The 13,587-nt window shown below is 57.2% G+C and carries 12 protein-coding genes and 1 tRNA gene; all 13 read left to right on the top strand.

The window, feature by feature from the left end; all coding sequences use genetic code 11:
• Positions 1–91: 91 nt before the first annotated feature.
• The 13 genes from Q0775_RS12115 (at position 92) to lysM (ending at position 13,561) form a co-directional block, all read left to right on the top strand.
• The gene (locus Q0775_RS12115; protein WP_298860992.1) at positions 92–1,060 is read left to right on the top strand and encodes an NAD-dependent epimerase/dehydratase family protein; all 969 of its coding nucleotides are present in this window, start codon (positions 92–94) and stop codon (positions 1,058–1,060) included.
• A 56-nt stretch (positions 1,061–1,116) separates the two neighbouring features.
• Positions 1,117–2,229, top strand: a complete 1,113-nt coding sequence (locus Q0775_RS12120; RefSeq protein WP_298861793.1) for an S-(hydroxymethyl)glutathione dehydrogenase/class III alcohol dehydrogenase — start codon at positions 1,117–1,119, stop codon at positions 2,227–2,229.
• A 1-nt stretch (position 2,230) separates the two neighbouring features.
• On the top strand, positions 2,231–3,394 hold the full coding sequence (locus Q0775_RS12125; protein ID WP_298860995.1) for a benzoate/H(+) symporter BenE family transporter: 1,164 nt from the start codon (positions 2,231–2,233) through the stop codon (positions 3,392–3,394).
• 79 nt (positions 3,395–3,473) lie between these two features.
• Positions 3,474–4,250: an SDR family oxidoreductase gene (locus Q0775_RS12130; protein WP_298860997.1), complete on the top strand. Its 777-nt coding sequence runs from the start codon at positions 3,474–3,476 to the stop codon at positions 4,248–4,250.
• Positions 4,251–4,274: 24 nt separating this feature from the next.
• Positions 4,275–4,733, top strand: coding sequence for a (2Fe-2S)-binding protein (locus Q0775_RS12135; protein ID WP_298861000.1), 459 nt, complete (start codon positions 4,275–4,277; stop codon positions 4,731–4,733).
• 1 nt (position 4,734) lies between these two features.
• Positions 4,735–6,975: a molybdopterin cofactor-binding domain-containing protein gene (locus Q0775_RS12140; RefSeq protein WP_298861003.1), complete on the top strand. Its 2,241-nt coding sequence runs from the start codon at positions 4,735–4,737 to the stop codon at positions 6,973–6,975.
• Positions 6,972–7,532 carry a hypothetical protein gene (locus Q0775_RS12145; protein WP_298861006.1) on the top strand — a complete coding sequence of 187 codons (561 nt, stop codon included), beginning with the start codon at positions 6,972–6,974 and terminating at the stop codon, positions 7,530–7,532. The genes Q0775_RS12140 and Q0775_RS12145 overlap by 4 nt, the downstream gene beginning before the upstream one ends.
• 553 nt (positions 7,533–8,085) lie before the next feature.
• Positions 8,086–9,123: a pyridoxal-phosphate dependent enzyme gene (locus Q0775_RS12150; protein ID WP_298861009.1), complete on the top strand. Its 1,038-nt coding sequence runs from the start codon at positions 8,086–8,088 to the stop codon at positions 9,121–9,123.
• Positions 9,123–10,259: a Xaa-Pro peptidase family protein gene (locus Q0775_RS12155; RefSeq protein ID WP_298861012.1), complete on the top strand. Its 1,137-nt coding sequence runs from the start codon at positions 9,123–9,125 to the stop codon at positions 10,257–10,259. The genes Q0775_RS12150 and Q0775_RS12155 overlap by 1 nt, the downstream gene beginning before the upstream one ends.
• Complete coding sequence (locus Q0775_RS12160; protein WP_298861014.1) at positions 10,256–10,993, top strand: Asp/Glu racemase; 738 nt, start codon at positions 10,256–10,258, stop codon at positions 10,991–10,993. Before Q0775_RS12155 ends, Q0775_RS12160 begins: the two co-directional genes overlap by 4 nt.
• Positions 10,994–11,081: 88 nt before the next feature.
• A tRNA-Gly gene (locus tag Q0775_RS12165) sits at positions 11,082–11,156 on the top strand.
• A 98-nt stretch (positions 11,157–11,254) separates the two neighbouring features.
• Entirely contained in the window at positions 11,255–13,057 is a 1,803-nt protein-coding gene (locus tag Q0775_RS12170; RefSeq protein WP_298861018.1) for an ABC transporter transmembrane domain-containing protein, read from the top strand.
• 72 nt (positions 13,058–13,129) lie between these two features.
• The gene (gene lysM, locus Q0775_RS12175) at positions 13,130–13,561 is read left to right on the top strand and encodes a peptidoglycan-binding protein LysM (RefSeq protein WP_298861021.1); all 432 of its coding nucleotides are present in this window, start codon (positions 13,130–13,132) and stop codon (positions 13,559–13,561) included.
• Positions 13,562–13,587: the final 26 nt, after the last annotated feature.

Genomic DNA, 13,587 nt, shown 5'->3' on the forward strand with positions numbered 1-13,587 from the left:
ATGGATATCGCAATTCCAATTTTGACAATTATCTATCCATATTCTGATTGCTAGAGTTCAAGTGTCAATAGAAATGAACACGGAGATTATCATGACACAAACAGTTCTCATCCTCGGTGCAAAGGGTCGATTTGGCCGCGCTGCAACCCAGGCTTTCGCAAATGCAGGCTGGAACGTCCGCGCTTTGAGCCGTGCAGGCGATGGTGCGCCGCTTGCTGGCGTTTCTCATGTTGCCTGTGACGTGATGAAACGCGATGCCTTGGTCGCGGCGGCGCGGGGCGTGGATGTGATCGTGCACGCAGTCCATCCCGCCTATCAGCATTGGACCAAACAGATGCCAATCCATACGCGTAATGTTATCGCGGCAGGCCGCGCCAGCGGGGCCACGGTCATGGTGGTAGGCAATGTGTACCCCTTTGGCGAAAACGCGCCTGAATTACTGAGTGAGAGTGGGACCTTTGCCCCCACGACCCGCAAAGGTGCCTTGCGTGTCACGATGGAGCAGGCCTTTGCCGATGCTGCAGAGCAGGGGTTGCGCAGTGTCGTCCTGCGCGGTGGCGATTTCATCGAGAAGACCAAGACGGGCAACTGGTTCGAAACCTATATCACTAATAAGGTGGGCAAAGGTATTTTCACTTATCCTGGTCGCATGGATGCGGTGCATGCTTGGGCCTATCTGCCTGACATGGCGCGGGCGATGGTAGGTCTTGCTGAGAAACGGGGCGCACTCCCGCCTTTCGCAAGCTTTGGCTTTGAAGGGTATAGCCTGACGGGAGCAGAGCTTAAGGCCGTAGTCGAGCGGCAGGTCGGTCAATCGCTCAAAACTGCATCTTTCCCTTGGTCTTTGATGCGTATCATTGGCCTCTTCAGTCCGCTGATACGCGAAGTGAACGAGATGCGGTATCTGTGGGACACACCCCACCGCGTTGATGGAAGCGCTTTGGCGGCAGCTTTGCCTGATTTCACGCCGACACCATTAAGTACTGCAATAGCAGAAGTGTTGGGAACAGCGCCCGAGACGCTTGTTGATCAGGCGGCATCCGCCATGCGATCTGCTTGACAAAACCGCCGTCCTTGGGTCCTTCTGGGCCAAATATTTTCAGGAGAGCCACCATGATGAGAACCCGCGCCGCCGTTGCTGTTGAAGCAGGAAAACCGTTGGAGATCATGGAGGTCAATCTGGAAGGACCCAAGCGCGGTGAAGTGCTGGTCGAGATCAAGGCCACAGGCCTGTGTCATACAGATGAATTCACCCGCTCAGGTGATGATCCCGAAGGCATCTTTCCCGCTATCCTTGGTCATGAGGGTGCGGGAATTGTGCTGGAAGTGGGCGAGGGTGTCACCACGCTGGAAGTCGGGGACCACGTGATCCCGCTCTATACCCCTGAATGCCGTGAATGCGAGTACTGCCTGAGCGGCAAAACCAATCTGTGCCAGAAAATTCGTATCACCCAAGGACGCGGCCAACTGCCCGATGGCACCACACGCTTCTCCATGCTGGATGGTACGCCGATCCATCATTACATGGGCTGCTCCACCTTTGCGAACCATACTGTCGTGCCCGAGATTGCGCTGGCCAAGGTCCGCAAAGACGCACCCTTTGACAAGATTTGCTACATCGGTTGCGGTGTGACGACAGGGATTGGTGCGGTCATCAACACAGCTAAAGTTGAGATCGGCGCGCGCTGTATTGTGTTTGGTCTGGGCGGTATCGGCCTCAACGTGATTCAAGGGCTGCGCATGGCAGGGGCGGACCAGATTGTTGGTGTGGACCTCAACGACGACAAGCAAGAGGTCGGCACCTATTTTGGGATGACTGACTTCGTAAATCCTTCAAAGGTCGAGGGCGATCTTGTCGCCCATCTGGTCGAACTGACCAAAGGTGGCGCGGATTACACATTCGACGCCACAGGCAACACCCAAGTCATGCGCACCGCCCTTGAGGCCGCGCATAAAGGCTGGGGTGAGAGCATTATCATCGGCGTAGCCCCAGCAGGTGCCGAGATTTCCACCCGTCCTTTCCAACTGGTTACCGGCCGCGTTTGGCGCGGGACAGCTTTTGGTGGGGCCAAAGGTCGTACCGATGTTCCAAAAATCGTAGACTGGTACATGAACGGCAAGATCGAGATCGACCCGATGATCACGCATAAGCTCACCCTCGACCAAATCAACGAAGGATTTGAACTGATGCACCAAGGCAAATCCATTCGCGCCGTCGTCGAATTCTAGGATGACCCCGACCGTCCGGCACGTCTCCACCGGACTTGTGGTGGCGATTGTCGGATTCTTTGGTACTTTCCCGATTGTGGTGCAGGGGCTTTCTGCCGTCGGCGCGAGCCCCGCCCAGGCGTCGGCAGGGCTTATGGCTTCTGCCATGGCGATGGGTATCGCCGCCATCGTCCTGAGCCTCTATTTTCGCATGCCCGTTAGCATCGCGTGGTCGACACCGGGTGCTGCGTTGCTGGCAGTGAGTGTGGCACCGCAGGGCGGTTTTCCTGTGGCCGTTGGCGCGTTCATTGTCGCAGGTCTGCTCACGCTGGCGGCAGGTCTTGTCCGCCCCTTGGGGCATGCTGCGGCTGCAATTCCCGCAAATCTGGCCCAGGCGATGCTGGCCGGGGTGCTCTTCCCCATTTGTCTAGTGCCTTTCCAAGCTTTGCCGCAACTGCCATTTTTTGTGGGACCAATCATCGGGGCGTGGATTGCGGGGGCGCTGGTACACCGCCTTGCTGCGGTGCCAGTGGCGCTTGTGATGACGGGTGTGATGACTTTTGCGATGGGCGATACCGCCGCACTTCGCGGCATGTCATTTGTGACATTGCCCGAATGGACCAACCCTTCGTTTACGCTCACCGCTGCGATCAGTATCGGGCTGCCCTTGTTTGTCGTGACGATGGCCACCCAGAACGTTCCGGGCGTGGCGATCCTGCGCAGCTATGGCTTTACCCCGCCGCCATCTGCCCTGCTCTCGTCCGTGGGGGCAGGCAGCATCCTTGCGGCCCCTTTTGGTGTTTTCTCGATCTGTGTGGCGGCTATTACATCGGCGATGTGCGCAAATTCGGACAGTGATCCCGACCCCGCAGAGCGCTATAAATCCGCCGTCATGGCAGGCGTGTTCTATTGTCTGTTCGGCATGTGCGCAGGATTGCTGACTGCCTTTGCTGCCGCTGTTCCGGACCTTGTCTTTTCCACGCTTGCCGGTCTTGCGGTATTAAATGTCATGGCGGGGGCATTGCGGGCCGCATTGGCAGAAGATCATGGGCGCGAGGCGGCGATATTAACCATCGCAGTCACGGCATCAGGCATGAGTGTTGCTGGCATCGGTGCTGCGGTGTGGGGGCTTTTGGCGGGCCTTTGCTTTTATGGACTTCTGACGTTGCGCAAGCGGCTGAGTTGACCCTTGACCGCATGTTGACACGCCGCGCCTCGCGCGTATCTGTCATGCAAGCCTTTTCAATCAAGTCGGAGCTATCCTAATGTCGAAAACTGCCCTTATCACTGGCGCATCCTCTGGTATCGGGGCCGAATTTGCCCGCTATCATGCGCAGAAAGGCGGCGATGTCGTTTTGACGGCCCGTTCGGAGGATAAGCTTAAAAAACTCGCTGCCGAGATCGAGGCAGAGCATAAAGTAAAAGCGCATGTCATTGTTGCTGATCTTGGAACTGCCAAGGGGCCATCCGAGCTTGTTCGCCAAGTGACCGAAGCGGGTATCCAGATTGATATCCTGATCAATAACGCAGGATTTGGCGGGCAGGGGCGTCATATTGATCGTAATATCGACGACGAGTTGGAGATGATTGATCTAAACGTCAAAGCGCTGGTCGCGTTAAGCCATCACTTCGGGCGCGAGATGTCCAAACGTGCGCAAGGCCGCATCCTCAATGTAGGTTCCAGTGCCGGCTTTATGCCTGGCCCGCTTCAAGCAGTGTATTTCGCAACCAAAGCTTTTGTAAAAAGCTTTTCTGAAGCGTTGGATCATGAGCTGCGGCCCCAAGGGGTGACAGTCACCCTTCTGGCACCCGGTTATGTCAAAACCGCCTTTGCCGACCGCGCCGATTTGCACGGAACAAAGCTGACAGCAGGTGGCGGTAAAACGCCCAGATCGGTGGCAAAATATGGATACGATGCTATGTCTCGTGGTGAACTGGTCGCAATCAACGAAAAGCAGTTGGACTTCATGGTCAACTGGATCATTCCGTTATTGCCGCGCCGTGCTGTGCTCAAAATGATTGAGCGGATGCAATCCAAATAATCGACCCACCAAGAGGCAGATACGATGAAACTGAACGTGAACGGAAAATCCCATGAAGTTGATGTCGAGGATGACATGCCTCTGCTGTGGGTGCTGCGGGACGAACTGGGCATTACAGATGTAAAATACGGCTGTGGCATTGCGCAATGTGGCGCTTGTACCGTTCATGTGGACGGTGTTGCCGTGCGCTCCTGCCAGTTGGCGGCAGGGGATGTAGACGGGAATGTCACCACAATTGAGGGTCTCGGTTCTCCCAGTGCGTTGCACGCTGTTCAAGAGGCATGGATCGAGCATCAGGTCGCACAATGCGGCTATTGCCAGTCGGGGCAGATCATGCAGGCGGCCAGTTTTCTCGATTTGAATGGTGAGCCAAATGACGAACAAATTGATCAAGCGATGAGCGGTAATTTGTGTCGCTGCGGAACCTATCCGCGCATTCGTGCTGCGATCAAAACCGCCGCAACCAAGCTGCAAGGAGCCTGATATGGGTCGTCTGAAAACAATCGCGCGGCGTTCGTTTCTTGTCGGTTCTGCGGCCATCTTGGGCGGCGTGGCATTCGGCACCTATCTGGTAAAACGGGACCCAGACAACCCGCTTATCGCCAGTGCGCGTGCGGGCGATGCGGTGTTTAATCCTTGGGTCAAGATCAACGCCGAAGGTATCACACTGGTCACACCGCATACAGATCTCGGTCAGGGTGCCGCCTCCATGCAAGCGATGCTGATCGCCGAGGAACTGGATGTGGAGCTAAACCAAATTTCCACAACGCCGGGCGTGCCTGCGGGTGCTTACTACAACACAGCGCTAGCGGCTGAGGCAGTGCCGTTCCGCTCTAACGACGACAGCTTTGCCGCAGAGGCGATGCGCAGCACCATGGGTGCTGTCATGAAGGTGTTAGGCGCGCAGGTGACAGGTGGTTCAACCTCGGTGCCTGACAGTTTTGACAAATTGCGCATGGCAGGGGCCGTAGCGCGTGAGACGTTGAAAGCGGCAGCTGCTGCCGAGACGGGCATTGAGGCAGCGTTGCTCAAGACCGAAGCGGGGGCAGTTGTCCTGCCCGATGGCGTGCGCATCGCCTATACCGACCTCGCTGACCGCGCGGCTGAATTGGAGCCTGTTACCGATGTCACTCTGCGTGATCCGTCCCAGTGGCGTTTGATCGGTAAGCAGGTCGAGCGGTTGGATGTGGTGGCTAAATCTACAGGCACGCAGACCTATGGTATCGATCTTAAACTTGACGGTATGGTGCATGCCTCGGTGCGGATGAACCCACGGAAAGGGGCAGCACTCCAAGGCTTTGACGCGACAGCGGCACAGGGAATGCGCGGTGTTTCGCAAATCGTCGGTCTGCCTTACGGTGTAGCGGTGATTGCAGACAACACTTGGCGTGCCTTCCGCGCACTGGAAGAGATTGAATATGACTGGGCACGGGCCCCGTACCCCGCCGAGCAGGAGACCCATTGGGCCGAAGTTGCCGCTTCATTCACACCAGAGCGTCTGGACAAAGAGTGGCGCCATGACGGTGATGTGGATGCCGCGCTTGAGGGTGCTGAGGTTATTGAGGCCGAATACCGTGCGCCCTATGTGGCGCACCAACCGCTTGAGCCGCTCAATGCCATGGCATTGGTCACCGCAGATCGTGTGGACATCTGGGTTGCCCACCAAATTCCCGGCTTTGTAGAGCAGCGTGTTGCGAAGCGGTTGGGCATGGAGACGGAGCAGGTCTTTTTGCACAACCAATACGCCGGTGGCAGCTTTGGTCACCGTCTTGAGTTCGACAATGTCGATGTTGTGGTGGATGTGGCGCGTGAAGTGATGGGCACACCTGTCAAACTTACGTTCAGCCGTGAGGAAGATTTTGCGCAAGACTATAACCGCCAGATTGGTATGGGACGCGGCCGTGGTGCGCATGCAGATGGCAAGGTGACGGTGCTTGATCTCGACATTGCCACAGTTTCTTCCTCGCGCTCCCAATCGGGTCGCCTTGGTGCGCCTGTTCCCGGACCAGATACGCAAATCGCTGCGGGGGCGTGGAACATGCGCTACGCTGTGCCAGATCTTCGTGTGCGTGCCTACGCTGTGCCAGAGCTTGCGCCGACATCGTCATGGCGCTCGGTCGGGGCCTCTACAGCTGGTTTTTTCGCAGAGAGTTTTCTGGATGAGTTGATCCATGCCGCAGGGGCCGATCCGATGGAGGAGCGCTTGCGTCTGACCAATGACCCCGATGCCCGCGCTGTTTTGGAAGCTGTGGCCGAGATGTCCAACTGGGGCAGCCCGCTTGGACCCCGTCAAGGGCGCGGTGTGGCGCTGGTGACGTCCTTTGGGGTGCCCACAGCGGAAGTGGTGCAAGTAACTGATACAGATGACGGGATCAAGATTGACCATGTGTGGGTTGCTGCCGAAGTGGGGCGGGTTGTTGACCCTGTTACCTTCGAGAATGTAGTCGCGGGGGGTGTGATCTGGGGTCTGGGCCATGCTATGAACTCCGAGATTACCTATTCTGATGGCCGTGCAGAGCAGGATAACTATCACTTCGCCGAAGGCATGCGGATGCACCAATGTCCGATCATTGAAGTGCGCGGGCTTGAGAACAATCCCGCAATTCGCGGTGTGGGTGAGCCTCCTGTGCCACCTGCGGCACCCGCTTTGGCCAATGCGATCTTTGCTGCAACGGGCAAACGCCTGCGCGAAATGCCATTCTTTCACACGGTGGATTTCGTATGAGGCGTCTGGCACTCGCCCTCACATTGATCTTGCCAGCAGGCGTACAGGCGCAGGATGCGGGGTCGTCAGCTTGGGACCGGATCTATGCCGTGGCATCCCATCCGCGCTGCACAAATTGTCACGTCGGAGAGAGCGGGCGGCCTGCGTGGGATGACCTTGGCTATGCCAAGGACAGTGTGCACGGAATGAACATTGTTGCAGGCGAAAGCAGAATTGGGGCAGAAAGTATTCCGTGCCGCGTCTGTCACATCAGTGCCGAAGGCGCGAATAATGTGCCGCATGCCGCACCGCAAATTGACGAGGCGTGGCGTTTGCCGCCTGTTGAATTAGCGTGGCGTGGAAAGTCTAGTGTCGAGGTATGTCAGCAGTTGCGCCATCCTGAAGCGAATGATGGCTTCGACATGGCTGAACTGGCTGAGCACGTGCGCACGAGTGCTTTTGTTAACTACGGCTTCAAACCCGGTGCAGGGCGCAACGCCGCACCTGGAACCACCGAAGAGTTGGCGGAGGACCTGGAAATTTGGGCGGCGGCAGGTACACCTTGCGTAGGTGACTAGAACTCTGGTTGAGGTCCTCTACTTTTGGGTTCTTTTCCTATTCCTTTGGGATTTAGATCTGTAGGGCTTCATCTGGAGCTATTTCCAAAAATTTGTTCCTGATAGGCCGACAGCCAGTTTTACGCCTGTGCTTTATTTTTGTCTGTGCTCCGGCGACCAATTTTAGGGTTGCGCTATTGTCACAAACCTTTGGCATAAGAAAGACGCCCTGAAAGTTCTGATATTTGTGCTAATGGCCGCCCAGTTCTACGGCTGGCACCCCCGCTCAATCCGCAATTAAATCTGCAGTAAACAGTATGCAAACATTTCGATCACATCTTTTGTGTTTTCGGGGCCTGTGATCGTAAGGCTTCACGATGTGATTTTCCGAGCTTTACCGTCTGGGCAGCGTGTGGCTACTGATCGGTGGGCTTATGGGCGGCACTTCACTGTTGTTGCCCAGAGCCCAATATGGCTTGGGACGTTTCCAACTTTTCTGGGCACGCCACTCCGTGCCGATATTATGGCGCGATTGTTCTTGACCCATGGCCTGCTTACGGCTCACCTCTGGAATATGGATATTTTGCATATTACCCGCCCCGCGCCGCTTTCCGGTCTTGATGACATCCCGCTACCGTCCCGTGATGCGCCGCGGGCGCAGGCATTGGTTGCGCGTTGCCCTGTGGCGAAGGTGACGCCACTGGAGGCGTCAGTTGCCATTGCCACACAAGCAGGCGTGCAGGACGTCTGGATCAAGGATGAGCGTGGGCGCATGGGGCTGGGCAGTTTCAAAGCGCTGGGCGCGGCTTATGTCATCGCCTGTGATGCGCAGGATATTGACGTGAGCGGACGCACCTACGTCACCGCGAGCGCGGGCAATCACGGTATGTCTGTCGCAGCGGGGGCAAAGGCGTTTGGCGCGGCGTCAGTTGTCTATATCGCGCAGACAGTGCCCCAGAGTTTCGCGTCACGGCTGGAAGAGCAGGGCGCACAGGTCGTCCGCGAGGGCGAGACCTATGAGGACAGTCTGAAAGCGGCGGAAAAGGCCGCTGATGACAATGGCTGGGACCTGCTGTCGGATGGGTCATGGCATGGCTATACAGAGCGCCCTTACCGTTTGATGGAAGGCTATACTGTACTTATGGCAGAGGCGATTGAGCAACTGCCCGAGATGCCCACGCATATTTTCCTACAAGCAGGCGTTGGTGGACTTGCCTGTGCTTGTGCTGCGTTGGCGCGGCAGACATGGAGTGACACGCCCCGCATCATTGTGGTTGAACCGCATGCTGCTGCCGCGCTGCATGGGTCTATCGCGGCAGGCAAAGCGGTTGAGAGCAGCGGCCCCGTTTCAGACATGGGACGGCTTGATTGCAAGATGCCCTCGCTCATTGCGCTGAAAGGGTTGGCACAGGACGCAGATGATTTCGCGCTGATCACGGAGGCGGAAGGCCAAGCAGGGGCAGGGCTTGCAATGGTTGCGGGCTTTGGCTCGTCCCCGTCGGGCGCTGCGGGTATTGCGGCGCTGATTGCGTTGGATGATGCGCAACGCGATGACCTCGGGATCACGGCACAATCACGGATTTTCTGCGTGCTCAGCGAAGGCCCCGCCTGATGCAGCGCGGCTTTGCGCAAGCGGAGTTTGAAAACCGCACCCGCCGTGCCCAAAAGATGATGGAGACGGCAGGCCTTGATGCGCTTTTGCTCACCACTGAGGCCGATGTGCGCTATTTCACAGGATACCTCACGCGGTTCTGGGAAAGTCCGTCGCGCCCTTGGTTTTTGGTGGTCCCGAATGAGGGCAAACCGATTGCGGTGATCCCGTCCATTGGCGCGGCGCTGATGGGGCAAACGTGGATTGATGATATTCGGACATGGCGTGCACCCGATCTGGCTGATGACGGCGTAAGCCTGCTCACAGATACATTGAACGCTTTTGCAAATATCGGGACGCCGATGGGATATGAGAGCCATCTGCGTATGCCGCTGGCTGATTGGGCCCGGGTGCAGGCGGGACTGCGGCCTTCTGTGAGCGATGATGCGGGGATCGTGGCGCGGCTTCGGTCTGTCAAATCCGACATAGAGATTGCCAAGATTGAACACGCTTGCACCATTGCGGGCCGTGCCTTTGCCCGCGTGCCAGAGATTGCCGCAAAGGGTGTCCCCCTGTCGCGTGTGTTTCGTAATTTTCAGCGCTTGTGTCTGGAGGAGGGGGCGGATTGGGTTCCCTACCTTGCGGGTGGCGCTGCACAAGGCGGGTATGGCGATGTAATCTCACCAGCCAGTGATGCGGCTCTTGCGCAAGGTGATGTGCTGATGCTCGATACCGGTCTCGTTTGGGACGGATATTTTTGCGACTTTGATCGCAATTTCAGTCTGGGCGCGCCGACACCGCAAACTGAAGCAGCCTATGCGCGTCTGATTGATGCCGTTGACGCCGCAGCGGATATCGCACGGGTCGGCACCACCGCCGCACAGCTTTTTCACGCGATGGACAGTATTGTGACAGGGGGCGCAGGCGGTTCTGAGGCGGGGCGGCTGGGGCATGGTTTGGGGATGCAATTAACAGAGGGCCTTTCGCTGGTTCCTGACGATCAGACGGTGTTGGAGGAAGGGATGGTGATCACGCTTGAGCCCGGGATTTCCGTTGAGGGCGGCAAAATCTTGGTCCATGAGGAGGACATCGTGATCACGGGCGGTGCGCCGCGCTTTTTATCGCCGCGTGCGGGGCGCGAGATGGTGCAGGTGTGACCGACTATGGCTACTCCCGTATTGCGGACGGATCTGCGCCGTTGGGCATGATTGTTTTACAAACTGATGAGACGATTGAGGGCGATCTGCGCCGCATGTTTCCCATCGAGCAGCCCATTTACGTCAGCCGTGTGCCAAGTGCTCCCGAAGTCACGCCAGAGAAATTACGCGCTATGTCTTCTCATCTAACAGATGCAGCGCGGCTTTTGCCAAATGCTTTGCGCTATGCTGCAATCGGATATGGCTGCACTTCGGCCTCTGCGCAGATCGGGTCCATACAGGTGGCCAAGTTGATTGGTGAGGGTGCGCAGACCGGACATGTCACCGACCCGCTCAGCGCTTTGATTGCAGCATGCCGCGCCATGGATGTTACGCAGCTTGCGTTTTTATCACCCTACACGGCCGATGTGTCTGACCGCTTGCGCGACGCATTGGATAAGGCAGGCATCGCCACACCTGTTTTCGGTAGCTTCAACGAGGCCAATGAAGCGAGTGTTGTGCGCATCGCACCGCACTCCATTGTCGAGGCAGCGTATGATCTTGTGGCTCGGGGTGGGACACAAGCGGTGTTTTTATCCTGTACCAATCTGAGGACATTGGATGTGATTGACCAAATCGAGGCGCGGACAGGGTTGCCATGTCTGTCGAGCAATCAGGTCTTGGGGTGGCAGATGGGCAGACAAGCCAACGTGAAAACATGGCTTCCCGGAGTATTGGGGCGCAACGTGCTTTGAAGATGCGTATTTTTGACGGGTGCAGGTGAGAAATCCACCGCAGACCATCTTGACGCTCTGGCATTGATGACATACCCAATGCAGGTGCGCGGGCGTTGTGTAATGGTTAAGACCTCAGTTTTCCAAACTGAAGATGAGGGTTCGATTCCCTCCGCCCGCTCCACTCTTTCTTACAGCAATTGCAGCATGCGACAGCGCAACGCTTGACCCCGCATGATCCGCACGCCACTAAGCGCTGCACGATTTTATAAAGGACAGCGCATGGCGGATACTCCGACGCCCCCCCCCTCGGCTACAGAAGAGCGCGCGCGCTCGCGCAAGATTGGTGCATTGGGTGCTTTGCTCCCCTTCCTGCGGCCTTACCGCTTGCTCATGGCCGGGGCTCTGACGGCGCTGGTGGCGACGGCGATGATCTCGCTGGCTTTGCCTTTGGCGGTGCGCCGCGTTGTGGATACGTTCAACGTGGGCGAGGAGGCGCTGCTGGATCAGTATTTCATTGCTGCCCTCGCGATTGCGGGCCTGCTCGCCGTGGGGTCTGCGCTGCGCTATGCGCTTGTGACGCGGCTGGGGGAGCGTGTGGTTGCCGACATTCGCAAGGCGACATTTGACCGCGTGATTTCCATGAGCCCAGTTTTTTATGAGCGGATTATGACGGGCGAAGTCCTCAGCCGCATTACCACTGACACTACGCTGATCCTCAGCGTTATCGGTTCGTCGATCTCCATCGCGCTGCGCAACTTCCTGACGTTTGTGGGCGGGTTAATCCTGATGCTGCTTACCTCGGCCAAACTGGCGGGGTTAGTGCTGCTGATTGTGCCTGCTGTTGTGCTGCCCATCCTTTTCCTTGGCCGCCGTTTGCGTGTGCTAAGCCGTGAGAACCAAGACTGGATCGCGGCCTCCTCCGGCAATGCCTCCGAAAGTTTGACTGCCGTACAAACGGTTCAGGCATTCACCCATGAGACGGCAAGCCGTGCACAGTTCGCCGACATGACAGAGCACTCGTTCGAGGCTGCGCGGCGCCGTATCCGAACCCGAGCTTACCTTACTACCATTGTGATTTTCCTTGTTTTTTCTGGCGTCGTTGGCGTGCTTTGGATTGGTGCGCGTGATGTGCGCAATGAAGTGATGACTGTTGGGGCGCTGATCCAGTTCCTGATTTATGCGGTAATGGTCGCGGGTGCTGTTGCTGCCCTGTCAGAGATTTGGTCCGAGTTGCAACGCGCGGCAGGAGCAACCGAGCGTTTGGTTGATTTGCTAGAAACCCAAGACCCCGTGAACGATCCTGCCGCAGCAAAGATTTTGGCAGAGCCGGTGCAAGGTCATATCCGGTTTGAAGATGTGAATTTCCGCTATCCCTCAAGGCCAGAAACTGCCGCCCTTGATGGGATCACGCTGGAGATCAAGCCGGGCGAGACTGTTGCATTTGTTGGACCATCGGGTGCCGGTAAAACAACCATCATCCAGATGATTTTGCGGTTCTATGATCCGCAATCTGGGCGCATCACATTTGATGGCGTTGATCTGCGCGACCTCAAGCGGGACGCGTTTCGCCGCCAGATCGCATTGGTGCCCCAAGACCCTGTGATCTTTGCCGCCTCCGCACGCGAGAACATCCGATTTGGTCGCCCGGAAGCGACAGACGCCGAGATCGAGAGTGCCGCGCGTGCCGCCGCCGCTGATGAATTCATCGCCAAGCTGCCCGAAGGCTATGACAGCTACCTCGGTGAGCGTGGGGTGATGCTGTCTGGCGGCCAAAAACAACGCATCGCCATTGCGCGTGCCATTTTGCGCGCGGCTCCTGTGCTGCTGCTGGATGAGGCGACCAGCGCATTGGACGCCGAGAGTGAGCGGGCCGTGCAAGCGGCAGTGGAAGAGTTGAGCGCGGGGCGTACAACCCTGATCGTGGCACACCGTTTGGCGACTGTGAAAAAGGCGGACCGCATTGTTGTGCTTGAGGCAGGGCAGATTGTGGACACGGGCACCCATGATGATCTGGTGGCTAAAGGGGGGCTTTATGCCCGTTTGGCACGACTTCAATTCACGGACGGAATTGCGGCAGAGTAATTCCCCCTTGCGCTTATGTGCCGCAGGGTGAAACACTCTGGGCACAAATCAATCCATTCAGGGAGTATTCAAATGGGTCTGTGGAGTTTCGTTAAAGGTGCTGGCAAAAAAGTTTTTGGTGGTGATGATGCCGCCGAAGTGTCCGGCGCGGCGTTGCAAGATGAATTGAAAGAGCTTGGCCTTGATGCCGAAGGTCTGGACATTAAAGTAGACGGCGACAAAGTGACTGTGACAGGCAAAGCTGCCTCACAGGAAATGCGCGAGAAGGTCATTCTGGCCGTGGGCAACGTCGAAGGCGTAGCTGCTGTCGAGGACGATGTGACAGGTGGCGAGGGCGAGCCTACGTTCCACACGGTCGAGAAGGGTGACACCCTTTGGGCAATCTCGGAAAAGACCCTCGGCAATGGCGCACATTACGAGAAAATCTTTGAAGCAAACAAGCCGATGCTGACCCATCCTGACAAAATCTATCCCGGTCAGGTGCTGCGCATTCCAGCGGCCTAAGAATACTGCTGTACCCCGCGCTTTAT

The organism is uncultured Sulfitobacter sp. (assembly GCF_947499945.1).
Classification (GTDB): domain Bacteria; phylum Pseudomonadota; class Alphaproteobacteria; order Rhodobacterales; family Rhodobacteraceae; genus Sulfitobacter.